This window comes from Actinomadura montaniterrae, assembly GCF_008923365.1.
GTDB lineage: Bacteria > Actinomycetota > Actinomycetes > Streptosporangiales > Streptosporangiaceae > Spirillospora > Spirillospora montaniterrae.
The window spans coordinates 23,784-43,698 of the sequence record NZ_WBMR01000069.1; the positions used below are offsets into that span (position 1 = coordinate 23,784).

General features: G+C 73.5%; 16 protein-coding genes. 7 read left to right on the top strand and 9 right to left on the bottom strand.

What is annotated here, in order from left to right:
* Nucleotides 1–104: 104 nt before the first annotated feature.
* The gene (locus F9B16_RS23160) at nucleotides 105–2,144 is read right to left on the bottom strand and encodes an MFS transporter (protein ID WP_151542210.1); all 2,040 of its coding nucleotides are present in this window, start codon (nucleotides 2,142–2,144) and stop codon (nucleotides 105–107) included.
* A gap of 120 nt (nucleotides 2,145–2,264) precedes the next feature.
* Nucleotides 2,265–2,663 carry a hypothetical protein gene (locus F9B16_RS23165; RefSeq protein ID WP_225991877.1) on the bottom strand — a complete coding sequence of 133 codons (399 nt, stop codon included), beginning with the start codon at nucleotides 2,661–2,663 and terminating at the stop codon, nucleotides 2,265–2,267.
* Between the two features lie 107 nt (nucleotides 2,664–2,770).
* On the opposite strand from F9B16_RS23165, the gene F9B16_RS51080 reads away from it, so the two are divergent.
* Nucleotides 2,771–2,935, top strand: a complete 165-nt coding sequence (locus F9B16_RS51080; protein ID WP_173096635.1) for a hypothetical protein — start codon at nucleotides 2,771–2,773, stop codon at nucleotides 2,933–2,935.
* 131 nt (nucleotides 2,936–3,066) lie between these two features.
* Complete coding sequence (locus tag F9B16_RS23170) at nucleotides 3,067–3,885, top strand: class I SAM-dependent methyltransferase (RefSeq protein WP_151542211.1); 819 nt, start codon at nucleotides 3,067–3,069, stop codon at nucleotides 3,883–3,885.
* A 190-nt stretch (nucleotides 3,886–4,075) separates the two neighbouring features.
* Here F9B16_RS23170 and F9B16_RS23175 read toward each other — a convergent pair whose 3' ends face one another.
* From F9B16_RS23175 to F9B16_RS23185, 3 genes are all read right to left on the bottom strand, one after another.
* Nucleotides 4,076–5,056 carry a zinc-dependent alcohol dehydrogenase family protein gene (locus tag F9B16_RS23175; protein WP_404800515.1) on the bottom strand — a complete coding sequence of 327 codons (981 nt, stop codon included), beginning with the start codon at nucleotides 5,054–5,056 and terminating at the stop codon, nucleotides 4,076–4,078.
* A 14-nt stretch (nucleotides 5,057–5,070) separates the two neighbouring features.
* Complete coding sequence (locus F9B16_RS23180) at nucleotides 5,071–7,410, bottom strand: SpoIIE family protein phosphatase (RefSeq protein WP_151542212.1); 2,340 nt, start codon at nucleotides 7,408–7,410, stop codon at nucleotides 5,071–5,073.
* Between the two features lie 234 nt (nucleotides 7,411–7,644).
* Entirely contained in the window at nucleotides 7,645–8,346 is a 702-nt protein-coding gene (locus tag F9B16_RS23185) for a metal-dependent transcriptional regulator (RefSeq protein WP_151542213.1), read from the bottom strand.
* A 101-nt stretch (nucleotides 8,347–8,447) separates the two neighbouring features.
* On the opposite strand from F9B16_RS23185, the gene F9B16_RS23190 reads away from it, so the two are divergent.
* On the top strand, nucleotides 8,448–9,152 hold the full coding sequence (locus F9B16_RS23190) for a UdgX family uracil-DNA binding protein (RefSeq protein WP_151542214.1): 705 nt from the start codon (nucleotides 8,448–8,450) through the stop codon (nucleotides 9,150–9,152).
* A gap of 45 nt (nucleotides 9,153–9,197) precedes the next feature.
* On the opposite strand, the gene F9B16_RS23195 is transcribed toward F9B16_RS23190, so the two are convergent.
* Together F9B16_RS23195 and pdxH are read right to left on the bottom strand one after the other, a co-directional pair.
* The gene (locus tag F9B16_RS23195; protein ID WP_225991878.1) at nucleotides 9,198–10,676 is read right to left on the bottom strand and encodes an MFS transporter; all 1,479 of its coding nucleotides are present in this window, start codon (nucleotides 10,674–10,676) and stop codon (nucleotides 9,198–9,200) included.
* Entirely contained in the window at nucleotides 10,673–11,443 is a 771-nt protein-coding gene (gene pdxH, locus F9B16_RS23200) for a pyridoxamine 5'-phosphate oxidase (protein ID WP_151542215.1), read from the bottom strand. Before pdxH ends, F9B16_RS23195 begins: the two co-directional genes overlap by 4 nt.
* Nucleotides 11,444–11,535: 92 nt before the next feature.
* Here pdxH and F9B16_RS23205 point away from each other — a divergent pair, with 92 nt between their 5' ends.
* Nucleotides 11,536–12,645, top strand: coding sequence for a citrate synthase 2 (locus tag F9B16_RS23205; RefSeq protein WP_151542216.1), 1,110 nt, complete (start codon nucleotides 11,536–11,538; stop codon nucleotides 12,643–12,645).
* Nucleotides 12,646–12,761: 116 nt separating this feature from the next.
* Here the strand turns inward: F9B16_RS23205 and F9B16_RS23210 are convergent, their stop codons facing one another.
* The gene (locus F9B16_RS23210) at nucleotides 12,762–15,653 is read right to left on the bottom strand and encodes an ABC transporter substrate-binding protein (RefSeq protein WP_151542217.1); all 2,892 of its coding nucleotides are present in this window, start codon (nucleotides 15,651–15,653) and stop codon (nucleotides 12,762–12,764) included.
* A 209-nt stretch (nucleotides 15,654–15,862) separates the two neighbouring features.
* On the opposite strand from F9B16_RS23210, the gene F9B16_RS23215 reads away from it, so the two are divergent.
* Together F9B16_RS23215 and serC are read left to right on the top strand one after the other, a co-directional pair.
* Nucleotides 15,863–16,198, top strand: coding sequence for a hypothetical protein (locus F9B16_RS23215; protein WP_151542218.1), 336 nt, complete (start codon nucleotides 15,863–15,865; stop codon nucleotides 16,196–16,198).
* Between the two features lie 10 nt (nucleotides 16,199–16,208).
* Nucleotides 16,209–17,345 (top strand): phosphoserine transaminase, encoded by a 1,137-nt coding sequence (gene serC / locus F9B16_RS23220; RefSeq protein ID WP_151542219.1) that lies wholly within the window; start codon nucleotides 16,209–16,211, stop codon nucleotides 17,343–17,345.
* Between the two features lie 38 nt (nucleotides 17,346–17,383).
* Here the strand turns inward: serC and F9B16_RS51085 are convergent, their stop codons facing one another.
* Complete coding sequence (locus tag F9B16_RS51085) at nucleotides 17,384–18,256, bottom strand: class II glutamine amidotransferase (RefSeq protein ID WP_225991879.1); 873 nt, start codon at nucleotides 18,254–18,256, stop codon at nucleotides 17,384–17,386.
* A gap of 240 nt (nucleotides 18,257–18,496) precedes the next feature.
* Between F9B16_RS51085 and F9B16_RS23230 the strand changes: the two genes are divergently transcribed.
* The gene (locus F9B16_RS23230) at nucleotides 18,497–19,534 is read left to right on the top strand and encodes a hypothetical protein (RefSeq protein WP_151542220.1); all 1,038 of its coding nucleotides are present in this window, start codon (nucleotides 18,497–18,499) and stop codon (nucleotides 19,532–19,534) included.
* Nucleotides 19,535–19,915: the final 381 nt, after the last annotated feature.

Consider the following 19,915-nt stretch of genomic DNA (forward strand, 5'->3'; position numbering starts at 1 on the left):
GAGATTACATCCCTCGTAGCGCAACGCCATGTGAGCTGAGTCTCGGCGACCCGATGCTCACCGCGGGACGGAACGGCGCCGGCGGCGCCCGGGACGCGGGCGCGTCAGGTGGCGGTCTCGGCGGCGGGGCCGCGCTTCAGGACGTCGCCGTCGGCGTCCTGCCCCAGCGACACGCGGGCGAGCCGGGTCAGCACGTCGGACAGCTCCGGATGCTCCTCCGGAGACCAGCCCTCGACGTGCTTCGCCAGGCCCTCGCGGCGGGCGGCGAACAGCCGCTCGGCGGTCGCCCGGCCGGCCGGGGTGATGGCGAGGACGCCGCCGGTGCGGTCGACGTACCCCGCGTCGACGAGCCGGTCGACGTACGGGCGGCCCTGCTCGATCGGGACGCCGGCGCGGTCGGCGAGGTCCGTCCCGGCGACCGTCTCGTCCTTGGCGATGCGGCACAGCGCCCAGATGCTGCCGGCGGGCATGTCGACGCCGCAGAGGCGGGCGAGCCGGTTGTAGACCTCCGCGGCCTTCGCGTCCCGCCGCATGAGCTCGCTGAGCGACCGCTCGATCTCGTGCCGGGACGAGCGGACGGTCGGCGCCGCGCCGAAGCCCTCGCCGTAGTCGGGGGTCTGGGAGGTGGCGCGGAGCGGGACCTCGCGCAGGAACCAGGTGAGGACGAACGCGACCGCCGCGACGGGCACCGCCCACAGGAACACGGTGTCGATGGACTGCGCGTAGGCGTGCAGGACGCCCTGCTTCACCGGCCCGGGATACCGGTCGAGCAGCTTCGGGTTGCCCTGCACGGCGGACGGGTTGAAGCCGGGCGGCAGCAGCCGTCCCTTGGCGAGGTCCTCGACGTGGGAGGCCAGCTCGTTGCTGAAGACGGAGCCGAACACGGCGACGCCGAACGACCCGCCGATCTGCCGGAAGAACGTGACGCCGGACGTCGCGGACCCGAGGTCCTGGTAGGAGACGGCGTTCTGCACCGCGATGACGAGGACCTGCATCACCAGGCCGAGGCCGAACCCGAGGAGCGCGAACCGCAGGCTCATCGACAGCGTGGAGGAGTTCTCGTCCAGCCGCGACAGCAGGTACAGGGCGATCGCGATGAGCGGCGTGCCGACCACCGGATAGATCTTGTACCGGCCGGTCCGGCTGATCAGCTGCCCGGAGCCGATCGACGCGACCAGCATGCCGATCATCATCGGCAGCAGGTGCACGCCGGACAGCGTGGGCGAGACGCCGTGCACGACCTGCAGGAAGATCGGCAGGAAGGTCAGCGCGCCGAACATCGCGAAGCCGACCACGAAGCTGATCGCCGACGACAGCGAGAACACCGCGTGCCGCAGCAGGTGCGGCGGCATGATCGGCTCGGCGGCGCGCCGCTCGACCAGCAGCCACACCGCGATCAGCGCCACCGACACGACGGCGAGCGTGACGATCGGGGCGGACAGCCAGTCGTAGCGGGTGCCGCCCCAGGTCGTCATCAGCACCAGCCCGACGGACCAGCCGACGATCAGCAGCGTGCCGAGGTAGTCGATGCGGTGCCGCTCCCGCTCCCCCGAGGCGTGCAGGACGGCGGCGATGACCGCCAGCGCGACGACGCCGATCGGGAGGTTGATGTAGAACACCCAGCGCCACGACAGGTTGTCGACGAACCAGCCGCCGAGCAGCGGCCCGCACACGCTGGCGATGCCGAAGACGGCGCCGAACATCCCCTGGTAGCGGCCGCGGTCGCGGGGCGGGACGACGTCCCCGACGATCGCGACGACGAGGACCATCAGCCCGCCGCCGCCGAGCCCCTGCAGCGCCCGGAAGAAGATCAGCTCGTTCATGTCCTGGGCGATGCCGCACAGCGCCGACCCGGCCAGGAAGATGACGATCGAGCCCTGGAACAGCCGCTTGCGGCCGTACTGGTCGCCGAGCTTGCCCCACAGCGGCGTCGACGCGGTGGACGCCAGCAGGTACGCGGTGACGACCCAGGACAGGTGGTTGAGGCCGCCGAGGTCGCTGACGATGGTCGGCAGCGCCGTGGAGACGATCGTCTGGTCCAGCGCGGCGAGCAGCATCGCCAGCATCAGCGCGCCGAGGATGACGTAGAGGTCCCTGCCCTTGGGCATGGTCTGCTCGCCGCGCGCCACCGTGTCAGCGGTCATACCGCCGTCCCCCCTCGCCAGCCGGACGAGGGAGGTCTACCCACAGAGATCACCGCAAATCGGAGCGCGGCGGCGCCGGATCCGGGCCCCGGCGCGGAGGCCGGGACCCGTCCGGGGACGTCAGCGCATGATGTCGCGGGCGACCTTGGCGGCGCCCAGGGCGGCGGAACCGCCCGCGATCGCGGTGGCCCCGGCCGTCACCCACAGCGGGAGGCCGCGGCGGGTGCGCAGCCCGCTGACGGTGTCGAGGGAGTCGACGAGCAGCCCCGCGCGGGCCCACAGCTTGCGCCCGGGCCCGTCGCTCAGCAGGTAGCCGGCGCCGAGCGCGATCTCGCGGGCGGCGAACATCCGGGCGACGTAGTCGCGTCCCGGGTCGGTACCGCCCGCCGACGTCATCAGCTTCACGGTCAGCTTCGGCGCGGCGAACGCCGCGAGGCCGAGAGCGACCCGCGCCCGCGCCACGTTGGTCATCAGGTCGTCCAGCCGGTCCCGGCCGTCTACTTCCTTCGCATCTGCCACATCCGCGAGATTATCGGGCGGCTCGCGCGGCTCCTACTCCGAGGTAACCCTTGCCTTACGCGTCTATCGTTCTAGATGGCGGCACTCCCCCCGGATTGAAGGTGACCATGGACGAGGGCCTCCTCAGCCTCGCGGTCGTCGCGCTGCTCGCCGCGTTCTGCGTGCGCTGGGTCGCGGTGAAGCTCCGCATGCCGATGCCCACCCGCGCCGCGGTGATCATCGTGTTCGTGCTGGTGGTGGGGGCGCTGTACGGCGAGCACCTGAGAGGCTGACGCCGCCGGCGGCGAATTTCCCCGGCCCCGGATCCGAACTTCCCGCCCGCACCGGGAGTCATAACTGGCGAAACCGGCTTCACGCCTGTCCCCGTGCCCGAGGAGCCGGTCCGAGCCGAGGGAGACCACCCGTGCCGCATCCGGCGACCGCGGTCCAGGAGACCGCCGGCGGCATCGCCCCGCACCTGCGGCGCCTGCTGGAGTTCGTCGAACCCGACCGCGACGACGTGTGCCTGGACGTGGCGCGCGGCCGCGGGCCGATGCCCGCCGCGCTGCGCCCCCGGGTCCGGTACATGACCGCGGTGGACGCGACGCCGGCGCCGGAGGAACCGGGACGGGGCGGCCGGATGTCGACGGTCGAGTTCGGGACGGGCCCGGTGCGCATCACCGGCCCGGCCGGCGACGGGGACCGGCCGCCCGCGATGGCGACCCGCGAGGACCCGCGCCCGCAGCCCACCGGCCCGGCGGTGCAGGCCGACGCCACCGCACTGCCCTACAGGGACAACGCGTTCTCGCTGGTCACGGCCCGGTTCTCGCTGTACACGCTGGGCGAGCCGGACCGGGTGCTGCGCGAGCTGCTGCGGGTCTGCCGGCCCGGCGGGCGGCTGATCATCGCCGATCTCGTCCGCGGCAACCTCGCCGGCCCGGAGCGGGACCGGATCGAGCGGCTGCGCGACCCGGACCACCCCGGCACCCCGTCCATCGCCCGGCTCACCGAGATGATCACGTCGGCGGGGGCGACGATCCGCCGGCTCGACGTGTTCACCGTCGAGCGGCCGGTGGAGCCGTGGCTCGCGGGCGCGCGCGACGACGCGTCCGCCGACCGGATCCGCGAGGCGCTCACCGACGAGGTCGACGGCGGCCCCAAGACCGGCGCGAAGCCCCGCGTGATCGGCGGCGAGCTCTGGTTCACCCAGTCCTGGGCCCACGTGGCGGCTGTGCCTATTTGACCGCCCTCGGCGGTCGGGCGTTGGACGCCCTCCCTTCAACGGGCGCTCGTGCGATCGCTGCATCGCTCCGACTCGCCTTGGGGGCTCGCTGCGCGATCGGATTCTCGCCAGCTCGAATCCGGCTTCGCTCGCGATCGCGACGGTCCAGGTCGTTGCGTGGCCGGGGCGTCGGTTGAGGTGGTCGTAACAGTTACGGGACGAGGACGGCAGCTCCGGTGAAGCGGTCGGCGGCTAAATCCGCCAGGGCGCGGTCGGCTTCGTCCAGCGGGTAGGGGTGGGTGGTGACGGCGACGTCGAGGCGGGCCGCGAGGCGCAGGAACTCCTCGCCGTCCGCGCGGGTGTTGGCGGTCACCGACCGGACCTGCCGCTCCTGGAACAGGTGCCGCTGGTAGTCCAGGGACGGGATGTCGCTCAGGTGGATGCCGGCGATGGCGAGGGTGCCGCCGCGGTCGAGGCGTTCGAGCGCTGCCGGGACGAGCCCGCCGGCGGGCGCGAAGACGATCGCGGAGTCGAGCGGGTCGGGCGAGGCGTCGAACGAGTCGCCCGCCCACGAGGCGCCGAGCGAGCGGGCCAGCTCGCGGGCCGCGGGGCTGCGGGTGAACACGTGCACGTCGGCGCCCTCGGCGATCGCGATCTGTGCGGCGAGGTGCGCGGAGCCGCCGAACCCCCAGATCCCGAGCCGCCCGCCCGGCGGGAGGTCGGCGCGGCGCAGGGCGCGGTAGCCGATGATGCCCGCGCACAGCAGCGGCGCGGCGCGGACGTCGTCGAGCTCGGGCGGCAGCGCGTAGGTGTAGGCGTCGACGGCGAGGGCGTACTCGGCGTAGCCGCCGTGCGCGTCCCAGCCCGTGTACACCGAGTACGGGCAAAGGTTCTCGGCGCCCCGGCGGCAGAACCGGCACGCCCCGCACGTCCCGCGCAGCCACGCGACGCCGACCCGGTCGCCGGCGGCGTGCAGCGTGCCCGCGCCCGCCTCGGCGACCTCCCCGACGATCTCGTGGCCGGGCGTCACGCCGGGCAGGTGGACGGGCAGGTCGCCCTCCGCGACGTGCAGGTCCGTCCGGCAGACGCCGCAGGCCAGCACGCGCACCAGCAGCTCACCCGGGCCCGGCGACGGGACGTCCCGGTCGGCGCGGCGCAGCGGCCCCGAGGCGATCGGAGCCGGCGCGTCCACCGCCCACGCCCGCATCACGGGGTCAGCGGCAGCTCGAACCAGACGGCCTTGCCGTCGTTCGTCGGACGGGCGCCCCACCGGGTGGCGAGCTGGTCGACGAGGTAGAGGCCGCGGCCGCCCTCGTCGGTCTCGCCGGCGCTGCGGATCCGCGGCAGCCGCATGTCGGAGTCGAACACCTCGACCCAGATCGCGTCGCCGCCGCGCCGCAGCCGGAGCCGGAACTCCTTCGTCGGCGGCTCGCGGCGGCCGAGGTCGGCGCCGAGGTTCCAGTCGTCCTCGTCGAACCCGCCCGCGTCCATCGCGGGGTCGAGACCCGCCTCGAACGAGCCGCCGACCTGCGCGGTGTTGAACTGGACGGGCGGCGGCGCGCTCAGCGGCTCGCCGCCGCGCCCGGGCGGCCCCGCGGGCACCGGGACGACCATCTCGCGGCGCGGCTGCGGCGTCGACGTGGCGTGCAGCACGACGTTGGTGACGACCTCGGAGACCAGCAGGCAGGCCAGCTCGGCCTGCTCGTCGAGCATCCCCCAGGACGCGAACGCGTCGGCCGCCATCCGGCGCGCCTCCGACACCATGATCGGCTCGGCGGGGAACGTGCGCTCCTCGACCGCCAGCTCGTCGGCGGCGGTGCGGATCACCACGATCGCCACGTCGTCGTCGATGTCGCCGGGGACGGCGTCGTACGCGGCGTTCGCGATGGCCTCGACGCCGCCGCGCGCGACCTCCTGCACGGCCGCGCGGACCATCTCGCGGGACTCCTCCCGCGTGTAGTACTCGCCGTCGTCCTTCGGCCGCCGGTCGATGAGCCCGTCGGTGTACAGCACCAGCGTGGAGCCGGGCTTCAGCTCCGACTGCTCCTCGTTGAACAGGATCTCGCCGCCCATGCCGGGCGCGCGGACGCCGAGCATGGCGCCCTCGCTCTCGAACTCCAGCTCGCCGACCTCGCCGTCCACGATGAGCAGCGGCGGGTCGTGGCCGGCGTTGGCGAACTCCAGCACCCGCGACCACGCGTCGTACACGAAGTAGGTACACGACACCAGCGGCGGGCGGACGAGGTCGTCGCTGTTCCAGCCGGACCGCATCCGCTCGGGCCGGGTCATCGTGCGGACCCACTCGTCGAGCTTGCGGAGGATGTCGGCCGGGGGCTTGTCGTCCTGCGCGAACGCGCGCAGCGCGGCGCGCAGCTGCCCCATCACCGCGGCGGCGCGGGCGCCGCGGCCCTCGACGTCGCCGATGACGAGCCCGACGCGCCCGGCCGACAGCGGGATCACGTCGTACCAGTCGCCGCCGACCTGGGTCTGGATGCCGTGGCCGTGCGCCTCAAGCGGGCGGGCCGGCTCGTACCGCCAGGCGATCTGCAGGCCGTCCAGCGGCGGCGGGCGGTCACCGGGCAGCAGGTGCTTCTGGAAGGCGAGCGCGGTCTCGCGCTCCTCCTCGAACAGCAGCGCGTTGTCGACGGCGAGCGCGACGCGGCTGGCGATGGCGCCGAGCAGGTCGCGGTCGAAGCCGTCGTAGTGCGGGTCGGGTCTTTTCGACAGGTTGGACAGCGCCAGGCTCATCACGCCGAGCAGCTCGCCGCGCACCAGCAGCGGCGCGGAGATCACCGAGGTGATGCCCATCGACTCGCCGAGCCGCAGCGACGACTCGGTCGGCGCGGCGAACCGGTGCTGGACCATGTCCTCGACGAGGACGGCGTCGCGGCGCGCCATCGCCTTGGCGCTGAAGTGGCCGGGCGGGTAGGAGACGGGCTCGCCGACCTCCGCCCAGGTGCCGGGCGGCGGCTCCCAGTTGCCGGCGTGCCGGGACACCCGCCGGTAGAGGCGGTCGCCGCTGTACAGGTCGATGAAGCAGTGGTCGGCGAACTGCGGGACGAGGGTGTCGGCGACCCGCCGCAGCGTCGCCTCCAGCTCGAGGGACCCGGCGAGCCGCTCGCCGATCCGCTCCAGCAGCCCGTACCGCTCCTGGTCGCGCTGGTTGGAGCGCAGCGCCTCGCGCGCGAAGATGACGACGCCGTCGACCGCGCCGGACGGGTGCCGCAGGGGGACGGCGTGCGCGCGCGTGTACACGGTGGTGCCGTCGGCGCGCAGGTTGCAGAACGTGCCCTCCCAGACGCCGCCCTTGAGGACGTGCCGGGCGAGCTCGGTGGCCTGCTCGTGGTCCTCCTCGGCGATGCCGAGCGACAGGATGGAGTGCCCGATGATCTCGTCGCCGCCGAACCCGAAGAGCTGGCGCGCGAACGCGTTGCCGTAGATGACGTTGCTGAAGCGGTCGCAGACGATGACCGCCATCTCCATCTGGTTGAGGACGGTCTCGGGCGGCAGATGCGCCTCGAAGGGCGCTTCCCCCCAACGCTTCATCTCCCCATCCCGATCACAGTCGCGGTCCCGCCGGCAGCCGCGCCGCCTCCGCGCGGCCGGTCCGCACCGCCCGCCGTGATGATCACCTGGCGTCGCGGCGCGGTGCTCGTACGTGTTTGCCTCGTCGTATTGAACGACGAACCCGCCACCGGGATACGCCCGAACGGCGCGATGGTATGGAGATCTTCGGTATAGACCGTCGCGGCGGGGGCGGGGGGCGGCACGCCGACCGTGTCAGCGCCTGCTGACGAAGACGTGCTCGGCGATGTCGCGCGGCAGTTCCGTCGCAGCACCGTCGGCCTCGTCGTCACAGGTCACCCGCACCCCGTCATCGGTCGCCCGGAGAGTCACCTCTCGTCCCGGTTGTATCCCTATTTGCTTGAGTCTAAGCATCAGGTCGCTGTCCATCTGCACCTGCTCGCTGATCCGCCGGACGACGGCGGCGGCGCCGGAGGCGCTCGCGACCGCGGTCATCACCGACAGCGGCGCCGCGGCGGCGTCGTCACCGTGGCCGCCCAGCTCGTCCAGGCCGGGGATCGGGTTGCCGTGCGGGCAGGTGGTCGGGTTGTCCAGCAGCGCGACCAGCCGCCGCTCGACCTCCTCCGACATCACGTGCTCCCACCGGCACGCCTCGATGTGGACGTCCTCCCAGGGCAGCCCGATGACGTTGACCAGCAGGCACTCGGCGAGCCTGTGCTTGCGCATCACGCGGGTGGCCAGGCCGCGGCCGCTGTCGGTCAGCTCGAGGTGCCGATCGCCCTCGACCCGCAGCAGCCCGTCGCGTTCCATCCGCGCGACCGTCTGGCTCACCGTCGGGCCGCTCTGGGAGAGCCGCTCGGCGATGCGCGCGCGGAGGGGGATGATCCCCTCCTCTTCGAGCTCGAACACCGTCCGGAGATACATCTCCGTGGTATCGATCAGGCCGTGTGAGGTCACAGCTCCCTCCAGTCTTATGGCCTTGAAGTCTACTTGCTATGGGTCCCCCGCCGCCGGGCCCCGCGAATATCCCGCGGGCAGCGGGTACGGGGAAACGCGAGATGAACGCGAAAACTTCCCAGGACGCCGAGCCGTTCCTCCCGGACTCCCCCGCGGAGCGCTCCGATCTCGGCGCGCTGCGCCGGGCGGCGGCCGGCTGCCGGGGCTGCGGCCTCTACGAGAACGCGACGCAGACGGTGTTCGGCGAGGGCTCCGCCGGCGGACGCGTCGTGCTGGTCGGCGAGCAGCCGGGCGACCAGGAGGACCGCAAGGGCCACCCGTTCGTCGGCCCGGCCGGACGCGTCCTCGACCAGGCCCTGGAGGAGGCGGGGATCGAGCGCGGCGACGTGTACGTCACCAACGCCGTCAAGCACTTCAAGTTCAAGCGGCAAGCGGGCGGGAAGCGGCGGATCCACGAGACGCCGAACGCGGGCGAGATGCGCGCGTGCCGCCCCTGGCTGCTGGCCGAGCTGCGGACCCTGGACCCGGACGTCGTCGTCGTGCTCGGCGCGACGGCCGGGAAGGCGCTGCTGGGCTCGTCGTTCCGGGTGACGAGGCTGCGCGGGCGGCTGCTCGCCCTGCCCGACCTGGAGACGATCGGCACCCCGGCCGCGGGGCGGGAGATCGACGAGACCCCGCCGGGCGAGGCGGACGCCCAGGTCGTCGCGACGATCCACCCGTCCGCCGTGCTGCGCGCCGAGGACCGCGACGCCCTGTACGCCGGCCTCGTCGACGACCTCAAGGTCGCCGCCCAGGCCCTCCGCTGACCAGGCCGTCCCGCCGCCGACCAGGCCCTCCGCTGACGCGAGCGGTCAGGGGACGGGGACGGTCTCGGCGGTTCTCGTGTCGTAGCGCAGGAGCGCCGGGACGAGGAAGGCGACCGCGACGACCAGGACCGCGCAGGCGATGCCGCCGCCGACCCACGACGCGGTGGCGCCGGCGACGCTCGCGACCGCGCCCGCCCGCACGTCGCCGAGGCGGGGGCCGCCCGCGACGACGACGGTGAAGACGCCCTGGAGGCGGCCGCGCATCTCGTCGGGGGCGTACGTCTGGAGCATCGTCTGCCGGAACACCGACGACACCAGGTCGGCGCCGCCGCCGACGGCGAGCAGCAGCACCGCGAGCCACAGCTGGTGCGCGAGGCCCGCGGCGGCCACGGCGAGGCCCCACACCACGATGGAGACGACGAGGGCGATGCCCTGCCGGTGCACGCGGCCGATCCAGCCGGAGATCAGCCCGCCGAGGAACGCGCCGATCGCGATCGCCGCGAACAGGTAGCCGACCGCGCCCTCGCCGCCGAACCGGGTCTCGGCCAGCTCCGGGAACAGCGCGCGCGGCATCGCGACGCCCATCGCGATGATGTCGACGACGAACGACATCAGCAGCACCGGCTGGGTGCCGAGGTAGCGCAGCCCGTCGATCACCGACCGGAGCCCGGGCGCGCCCGCGACGTCGCCGAGCGGCGGGATCGACGGCAGCCGCAGCGCCGCCCACAGCCCGACGGTGAACAGCGCCGCGTCCATCCCGTAGGCGGCGCCGTAGCTCCAGCGGGCGAGGATGACGCCGGCGAACAGCGGCCCGGCGAGCATCCCGACCTGGCTGGCGGTGAAGTTCAGCGTGTTGGCGGCCGGGACGAGCGGCTTGTCCACCAGCCGCGGGATGATCGCGCTGCGGGTCGGCGAGGACACCGCGAACCCGGTCGCCTGCACCGCCACCACCACCATGATCAGCAGGAGGCTGTCCAGGTGCAGCAGTGCCTGGACGAGCAGCAGCAGCGTGGCGCCCCACATCACGCAGGACGAGGAGAACAGCAGCCTGCGCCGGTCCATGTGGTCGGCGACCGCGCCGCCCCACAGCCCGAACACGATCAGCGGGACGAGGTTGACGAGCCCGAGCACGCCGACCCAGAACGACGACCCGGTCATGTCGTAGACCTGGACGGGCACCGCGACCGCGGTGACCTGGAAGCCGATGAACGACACGCCCTGCCCGAGCCACAGCCGCCGGTACGGGGGGTGGCCGAGCGGGCGGGTGTCGATCGCGAGCCGCCGGACCAGGCCGCGGCGGCTCCGCGCGGCCGGCCGGGAGCCCGGCGCCTCGGGTTCCTCGGGTCGCTCGGATTTCTCGGGTCGCTCGGATTTCTCGGGGCGCTCGGGTTCGTCCGGTCGCTCGGGTTTCGCTCGTCCGGGCGGATTCTCGGGCTCGTCGGCGGCCGCGTCCGCGGCGTCCGGGGCGGTCTCTGCGGGGGTGTCAGGAGCGTAGGCGGGGGGTGGCTGCTGTTCCGGTGTCACGGAGACAGTCTCTCCGTCACCCACTGACCGGCCGCGCCCGGGTCCGCGTCGAGCGGGCGGCCCTGGTCGTCCAGCGCCGTCCGCCGGTACCGGATGCGGTCGTGCAGCCGGTCGCGCCTGCCCTGCCAGAACTCGATGCTCTCCGGGACGACGCGGAACCCGCCCCAGAAGTCCGGCAGCGGCACCGCGTCGCCCTCCGCGACCGCGTCGCCGCCCGGCGTCGCGGCCGGATCCGGCCACCGCTCGGCCAGCTCCGCGAACCGTCGCTCCAGCGCCGCGCGGTCCGCGATCACCCCGGACTGGTGCTCGCTCGCCCACGCGCCGAGCCGCGACCCGTACGGCCGGGTCCGGAAGTACGCCTCCGACTCGTCCGGCGGCAGCCGGAACACCGGGCCGGCGACGCGCACCTGCCGGTGCATCGCGTGCCACGGGAACACGAGCGCCGCGCGCGGGTTCTCCGCCAGGTCGCGGCCCTTGGCGGAGGTGAAGTTCGTGAAGAAGCGGAACCCGTGCGGCCCGTACCCCTTCAGCAGGACCGTCCGGGCGCTCGGGACGCCGTCCGCGGACGCCGTGGCCAGCACCATCGCGTTCGGTTCCGGGAGCCCGAAGGCGTGCACGTCGGCGAACCACGCGGCGAACAGCGCCAGCGGATCGGCGGGGACGGCCGCCTCCGCCAATTCGCCCCCCTCGTAGGATCTGCGGAGCCGTGCGGGGTCGGGCGTTGGGGAATCCACAGCGTCTGAGCCTCTCACCTGGGGTTTGTGCATCTCACATGGACCTGGGTACTGGTCAGTAAGGCGGACAGGGTTCAATGGCACGGCACCGCCTTATCACTCTTGGGGACGAAAGGCAGGACGACATGTCCGACTTCAAACCCGGTCTTGAGGGGGTCGTCGCCTTCGAGACCGAGATCGCCGAACCGGACAAGGAGGGCGGCGCCCTCCGGTACCGGGGCGTCGACATCGAGGAGCTCGTCGGCCGCGTCTCCTTCGGCGACGCCTGGGGCCTGCTGGTCGACGACAGCTTCGACCCGGGCCTCGCCCCCGCCGACCCGCACGTCCTGCCGGTCACCTCCGGCGACGTCCGGGTGGACGTGCAGAGCGCGCTCCCCACCCTCGCCCCCGCGTACGGGATGAAGCCGCTGCTCGACATCTCCGACGAGCAGGCCCGCGCCGACCTCGCGCGGGTGTCGGTGACGGCGCTGTCGTTCGTCGCCCAGTCGGCGCGCGGCATCGGCGTCCCGATGGTGCCGCAGAGCCGCATCGACGAGGCCGCGACGATCACCGAGCGGTTCATGGTCCGCTGGCGCGGTGAGCCCGACCCGAAGCACGTCCGGGCCATCGACGCGTACTGGGTCTCCGCCGCCGAGCACGGCATGAACGCCTCCACCTTCACCGCCCGCGTCATCGCCTCCACCGGCGCGGACGTCGCGGCGAGCATCTCCGGCGCGATCGGCGCGATGTCGGGACCGCTGCACGGCGGCGCCCCGGCCCGCGTCCTGCCGATGATCGAGAAGGTCGAGCAGCTCGGCGACGCCCGCAAGGTCGTCACCGACATCCTCGACTCCGGCGACCGGCTGATGGGCTTCGGCCACCGCGTGTACCGCGCCGAGGACCCGCGCGCCCGGGTGCTGCGCCGCACCGCCAAGGAGCTGGGCGCGCCGCGCTTCGAGGCCGCGAAGGCCCTGGAGGACGCCGCCCTCGCCGAGCTGCGCGAGCGCCGCCCGGACCGGCCGATCGAGACGAACGTGGAGTTCTGGGCCGCGGTCATCCTGGACTTCGCCGAGGTCCCGACCGCGATGATGCCCGCGATGTTCACCTGCGGCCGGACCGCCGGGTGGGCCGCGCACATCCTGGAGCAGAAGCGCACCGGCCGCCTCGTCCGGCCGAGCGCCCGGTACGTCGGGCCGGGCACCCGGTCGATCGACGACGTGGCCGGAGCGGCGGAGGTCCTCAAGCGCAGTGCTTGACAGCACGGCCGGCCGACACGCCGGCTCCCGCCCCCGCTGAACGCGCCTGAGGCCCCCGGTTCACACGGAACCGGGGGCCTTCGTGCGCCCTCGCCCGGCTCGCGCCCCGGCCGGCGTCAGCGGGACGGCTCGGACGGCGTGCCGTCGCCCGCCGGGCAGTCGGCGCGGGCCTGGTGGCCGGTGACGAGGCGGCCGCAGACCTCCCTGACCTCGACGGCGCCGCCCGCGCGGACGGTCGCGAGCAGGACGGGCTTGTCCTCCACCACGTGTCCGTCGGCGCGCCCGGTGAACTGCAGGACGCCGCTCGCGCCGTTCCACAGCGGGCCCTCGCCCGGGTCGTCGAGCGCCGCGAACACGCCGCCCGCGGTCGGCGGCGCCGCCTGCGCGGTGAACACCTGCCCCGCCACGAACCCGATCACCGAGGCGGCGTCGTAGCTGACGGCGGCGCGGGTCTCCGACGGCCGCAGGTCGCGCGGCGCGTTCCTCCCGATGATCGAGTCGACGGCGCCGGGGTAGGCGTTGAAGAACACGTTGCGGCGGTCGCCGACCCACGCGTCCGTCCACGCCTCGTGCGCGGCGAGCGGCATGTAGAACAGCCGGAACGTGGCGACCTTGCCGATCTGCGGGGCGTTGTCGCTGACGTACTTGGCGATCTCGTCGTCGGCGAGGACGATCTGCCCGCTGGGGCAGGTGTGCTGGAGGACGTTGGTGAAGGTGCGGAACTCGTCCGACCGGCCCGCGTAGTAGAACAGGTCCGGCGGCTTCTGGCACAGCTCGTGGACGGTCTTGCCGAGGTTCCCCGGGCTGTCGTAGTCGCGGACGACGACCTGCCCGTCCTTCACGTAGCCGGTGAAGGAGCTCTTGAAGGACGAGGCGAGATCCCTGCTGTACAGGTCGTGCGGGTCGGCGTTGTAGATGACGTCCACGGTGCGGGCGCGCTTGCCGCCGACCTGCCCGTGGCTCGCCCAGTAGGCGGCGTGCTGCGCCAGCCGCCGGTTGGGCGGCGCGAGGCGGAAGTAGTACGGGGAGAAGCCCGCGTCGTGGTCGAGCATCCCCGTCTCGTTGTAGCTGTTGGCGGTGCCGACCATCGGCAGCGCCGACTTCGACAGCACCTTGATCGCGTCCTGCGTCTCGGCGCGGCTCTGCTCGAACCCGACGACCGCGACGACGGACCGGTCCTTCAGCGCGAGCCCGCGGATCTGCTCGGCGACCTGCCGGGCGTGCTGGAACCGGGCGCCCGCGTTCGCGACCAGCACCCGCATCCGCAGGCTCTGGCTGGCCGCGTTGAACTCCTCCTGCGCCATGGCGAGGCCGACCAGCTCGCCCTCCGCGCCGGCGAGCAGGTCGAGCTGCCGGTTCTGGATGGCGGGGTCGGCGGTGATCGGCCCGAGGTAGACGATCGTCGCGTGCGGCTTGCCGGACCGCGCCACCGCGTCGTTCTGCTTCTTCAGCCGCCCGAGCACCGACGACAGCCGGTTGTCGTTGTTCTCGCCGTCGCTGGCCTCGCCGAACTTGAACGACCCGTCGGTGATCCCGATGCACTCGCCGGACGCCGTCCGCTTGATGCCGAACGGCGAGCAGTACCGGTCCACCTGGACGGAGATGACGGTGATCGACGCGGCGGCGACCGCGACCATCACGATCCACGGCAGCGCCGGATGGGTGAGCCGCGGACGCCGCCGCACCGGCCGAACGGGCGGGATGTCGCCGCCGGGGTCGCGGGTGATGTCGACGCGCAGCTCCCGCCGCGACCCGAGGACGCCCACGCGCCGCTGTTCGCGCCAGTACCGGTCCCACAGCGCGCGCGCCGCGAACACGCTCTGCGGCTCCCCCGACCACAGGTCGACCCGGACCGCCTGCGCGAGCCGGTCAACCAGCCGGGGCCCGGACGCGGCGGACGGGCCGTCTTCAGCGGGCGTGGCCGGGTCGACGCCCGCCGTGACGACCAGCGGGTCAAAGCCCGGCAGCGCCGCGCCGTCGCCGCTGTCGGCGCGCACGTGCTCGATGTACTCGATCACCCGCACGCCGGGATGCCCGGGCGCCAGATGCTCGAAGATCAGCACCGGGTAGCGGACACGCGCCCACGCCGCCCGCCGGTAGTCGCGCCGGTAGTTGCGCCGCAGGTCCTCCAGGAACGCGGCGACCAGCAGCAGGTCGAGCTGCTCCGCGTGGTCGTCCGGCTCGACGGGCCGCGGGTCGAACACGCCCAGCGCGAAGCCGAGGAAGCCGGTGGAGTCGCGCTGCAAGTACGGCTGCCCGACGAACCAGCCGAACCGCCGCACCCCGTACCAGCCGCGCGTCCGCGCGACGATCTGCACCGTCACGAACGCCAGCCCGACCACGGCGGCCAGCACCGCGGACGCCAGGTCCAGCGCGGCGGCGGTCCCGGCGCTGATCAGCGCGACGACCGCGACGCCGATCGGCGCGATCTGCTCCAGGAACGACAGGAACGTCGCGGTGCGGCTGCGCGGCTCCTCCAGGTCGCGCAGGACGTCCCGGCCGCGCCGCCGGATCACCCGGTTCAGCTCGCGGCGCCGCGCGTTCTCGTTGTCGCCGACGGGCGGGTGCGTGAGCCGCCGGACGAGCTGGAAGTTCTCCCGCTCCGACGGGGACGCGTACCGGGGCGGCGACTGGTCGCCGGCCAGCCGGATCTCCCGCAGGTCCCGTAGCCACAGCGCCATCTCCAGCAGCGGGAACCGCAGCGCCGGCTCGCCGCGCGCCCGGCTGCTCGGCTGCGACAGCTCCCGCTTCGCCTCCCGCAGCACGCCCGCGACGTCGGTGGCGGGGGTGTCGGCCGCGATGTGCGAGACGGGCGCGCGCTCCTGCTCGCACCGGTTCTTGAGCATCTCCGCGACGTGCGCGGCGGGTCCCGCCGGGCCGAGCAGCAGGAGCAGCGGCCGCAGCCGCTCCCGCCAGCGCCACGGCGGCCGCTCCCGCAGCCGTTCGAACAGGTCGAGCACTCCGCGCAGCCGATCCTCCGACAGGATCCGGTCGCCGTCGCCCGGCATGGAAAACCCCTCGCTCTCGCGCTCGTCCCCCGGCGGCTCCTCGTCCCGGCGCGCGCCTCCTTGCGCGCCCCCTTTGAGACATTGGACGTCGCGTACAGCGAAATGGATCGAAAATTTCCGAGATCCGACTACGGATCGTGGTAATTCCACCACCGCGGCCGGCCCGGGCGGGGTGCCCCGACCTGCACGTGTTTGCCATCATGGGCGTCATGACCGAGGACCCGGACGAGCCGCTGGAAGGCGACATCGGACCCGCCGCCCGCGCCGTCCGCCCCGCGGAGCCGGAGCCCGGCCCGGCCGAGGAGATGCGCCGGTACGCGGCGGAGCGCGAGGAACGCCGCCGCCGCACCAACGCCGTCTCCGGCCGCGTCGCCGCCGCCCTCGGCGCCGTCCTGCTCGCGTTCCTCACCTACGACGCCGTCCGCGCCGCCGTCGACGACCACGCCCACGGCCGCGACTGGATCTACCCGCCGGGGGTCGTCGCCGCTGTCTGCGGAGTGATGCTGGTGGCCCTGCTTACCTGGGTCGTACACCGCACCAAGTAGCCTTCTGCGAGTGACCGAAAGCGCGAATCCAGCCATAGCCATTCCCGCCGACATCAAGCCCGCCGACGGCCGCTTCGGATGCGGGCCGTCCAAGGTCCGCCCCGAGCAGCTCGCCGCGCTCGCCGAGTCCGGCTCGACGTACATGGGCACCTCGCACCGGCAGAAGCCGGTCAAGTCCCTGGTCGGCCGGGTCCGCGAGGGCCTGGCGCAGCTGTTCTCCCTCCCCGAGGGCTACGAGGTGCTGCTCAGCAACGGCGGCACCACCGCGTTCTGGGACGCCGCCGCGTTCGGCCTCGTCCGGCAGCGCTCGCAGCACTTGACGTTCGGTGAGTTCTCCAGCAAGTTCGCCAAGGTCACCACGGGCGCGCCGTGGCTGGGGGACCCGACGGTCATCGAGAGTCCCGCGGGCCAGCACCCGGAGGCGTCCGCCGAGGAGGACGTCGACGTCTACGCGCTCACCCACAACGAGACCTCGACCGGCGTCGCCATGCCGATCAAGCGTCCCGCCGGCACCACCGCGCGCGACGGGCTCGTCCTGGTGGACGCCACGTCCGGCGCGGGCGGCCTGCCCGTCGACGTCGCCGAGACCGACGTCTACTACTTCGCACCGCAGAAGTGCTTCGCCGCCGACGGCGGCCTGTGGGTCGCGCTCGCCTCGCCCGCCGCGCTGGAGCGGATCGACGAGATCGCCTCGTCCGACCGGTACGTGCCGGAGTTCTTCAACCTGAAGACCGTCCGGGACAACTCGTCCAAGGACCAGACCTACAACACCCCGGCCGTCGCCACGCTGATCCTGCTCGCCGAGCAGATCGAGTGGATGAACGCGCAGGGCGGCCTGGCCTGGACGACGGCCCGCACCGCCGACTCCTCGCAGCGCCTGTACACCTGGGCCGAGAAGACCTCGTACACGACGCCGTTCGTGACCGACCCGGCGCAGCGCTCGCAGGTCGTCGGCACGATCGACTTCAACGACGACGTCGACGCGGCGGCGGTCGCCAAGGCGCTGCGCGCCAACGGCATCGTCGACACCGAGCCGTACCGCAAGCTCGGCCGCAACCAGCTGCGCATCGGCATGTTCCCGGCGATCGACCCGGCCGACGTCGAAGCCCTCACCGCCTGCATCGACTACGTCGTAGAGCGCCTCTAGCGGTTCGGAGTGCCTTCCCCGGGGCTTCGGCTCCGGGGTCAGGCCACCGTCACGAGGCCGGGGGTCGCGAGGCGGTGGCGGAGGGTGGACTGGTCGCGGGCGCGGTCGGCCTCGGTGAAGCCCGTCCAGACCCGGTCGTCGTGGTCCACCGGACGCGCCGTCGGGACGAACGACGCCGCCGCCAGCACCTGCGGCCGGTCGCGGCGCCCCGGCGCCCGTTCCGTCCCGACCCGCATGTACGTGCCCTCGCGGAGCATGACGATCGTCACGAACCGGACCCGCGTGTACCGCTGCACCACCCGGAACCAGCGCGGGTTCGACGCCCAGTAGATGTTCTGCTCGGAGTCGACCGCGACGGCGAGCGGGCTCAGCGCGGCCCGCGCCAGATGCACCTGGCCCGGGCGGTCGCGGTCGGCCCAGGCCAGCGCGGCCCGTCCGACCAGCGCCTCCAGGGCGCCGGTGACGCAGGACGAGCCGCGCCGCCCGGCGAGCAACTGGAAGACCGCCTCGCTGTCCGTCCCGCCGGACGGGGCGGGCAGCGCGAACCGCGCCCGCAGCGCCGCGGCGTCGACGTCGCCGTTGTGCGTCCCGACGATCCCGGCGGCCCCGGGGGCGCCGACCAGCATCGGGCTCGCGTTCGCCGGCTCCACCGGGGACCCCTGCGTCGCCCAGCGGGTGTGGCCCAGCGCGACCGGCGCCCGGTCCAGCTCGGCGAGCAGCTCGGCGCGCCAGACGGCGGAGAACCGGCCGCGGCCCTTCACCACCCGGCAGCCGTCGTGCCCGAGCCCCGGCCAGCCGCCGAGCAGCGCCACGCCCGCCGCGTCCGTGCCGCGCTCCTCCGCGAGCGCCCCCAGCGTCACGAACACGTCCGACGCCCGTCCCGGATCATCGGCGAAGGGCGAGCGGACCACCCCGAACAAACCGCACATGCCAGATGAGATGCAGATCATCGCCGTCCGGTTCGCGCCGTGCGCGGGGCCGCATAAGCTCAATGCGTGAACCGCGCGCCCCAATGGCTGCTCCCCACCGTGCTGACCGCGCTGATCCTGGCCGTGGTCGTCGGCGCGCTGCTGCGTTGACCGCCGGTGCGGGCCCGGTTCGCGGGGCGCGTCGTATGATCGACCGGGCGGGGGAACGGGGTTGATCGCGAGATGTCAGTGGGTCCGTCCGCCCCGCGTGCCCTGCTCGGGGCCGCCGCCGCGGTGGCGCTCGGCGCCGCCGCGACCGCCTGCTGGGCCCCGCCCGCGGCGGCCGGCACCGCGGCCGGCGACACCGCCGCCTTCACGATCCGGGACCCGCGGATCACCGAGTCCAGCGGCCTCGCGGCGAGCACGGCGCACCCCGGCATCGTCTACACCCACAACGACTCCGGCGGCGTCCCCAAGATCTACGCGCTGGGCCCGGACGGGAGGGTGCGGGCCGTGCTGACGCTCGGCGGCGCGTCCGCACGGGACTGGGAGGCGATGGCGCTCGGCAAGGACGAGCGGGGCCGTCCCGCGATCTACATGGGCGACATCGGCGACAACCTCGGCGGCGCCTGGCCGTACGTCACCGTCTACCGGATCCCCGAGCCGGCGCAGATGCGCAGCCAGACCATCCGCGCCACCGCGTTCAGGATCAAGTACGCGGACGGGCCGCGCAACGCCGAGACCCTCATGGTCAACCCGCGCACGAACCGGCTGTACATCGCCAGCAAGCTGTTCGGCGGCGCGGTCTACGAGGCGCCGAAGCGGCTGCGGACGTCCGGCTACAACGTCATGCACAAGATCGGCAAGGCGCCCGCGATCGCGACGGACGGGGCGTTCGCCCCCGACGGCCGCACCTGCGTCATCCGCACCTACTTCGGCGCCCGCATGTACGCCGTGAAGCCGGACGGGAGCCCCGGCAAGTCGCTCGGCTCGGTGTCGCTGCCGTTCCAGCCGCAGGGCGAGTCGATCACCTACACGCCCGACGGCAGGTACTTCCTCGCCGGGTCCGAAGGCGAGAACCAGCCCGTCTACAAGGTCCCCGTGCCGGGCGCGGCCGCGCCGTCCGCCTCGCCGCCGGCGTCCGCGAAGGCCGCGGAGAAGACCGGCAAGGACAACGCCGACCAGGGCCACCGCGACGCCGGCGGCGTCCGGACGGGCCTGTTCGTCGCCCTCGCGATCGCCGCCCTCGTCGGCTACGGCCTGTTCCGGAGGCGCGGATGACCCGTGTGGCCCCCGCGACGGGAGCGATCGGCCCGGACCTGACCGTCCGGACACGGTCTGCTCCGCGAACCCCCGAACGTCTGCGAACCCGGCGCCGCGCTTGCGAGAATCCGAACGCGAAGCGAGCCGAAGCGTCCCCCACGTTCGCCCAGTTGCCCGCCGAAGGAGGGCGCCGCATGCCCCAGGGTGACAACCCCTCCGCCGACTCCCCCCGCAAGCCCCCGGTGACCGGGACCATCGTCAGTGGTCCGAACCCCGGCCCGCGCGGACCCGAGCGTTGCGATCGCGTGCGAAGCCGAGTTCGAGCTTGCGAGAACTCGATCGCGCAGCGAGCCCCTGGGCGAGCCGGAGCGATGCAGCGATCGCACGCAGTGCCCGTTG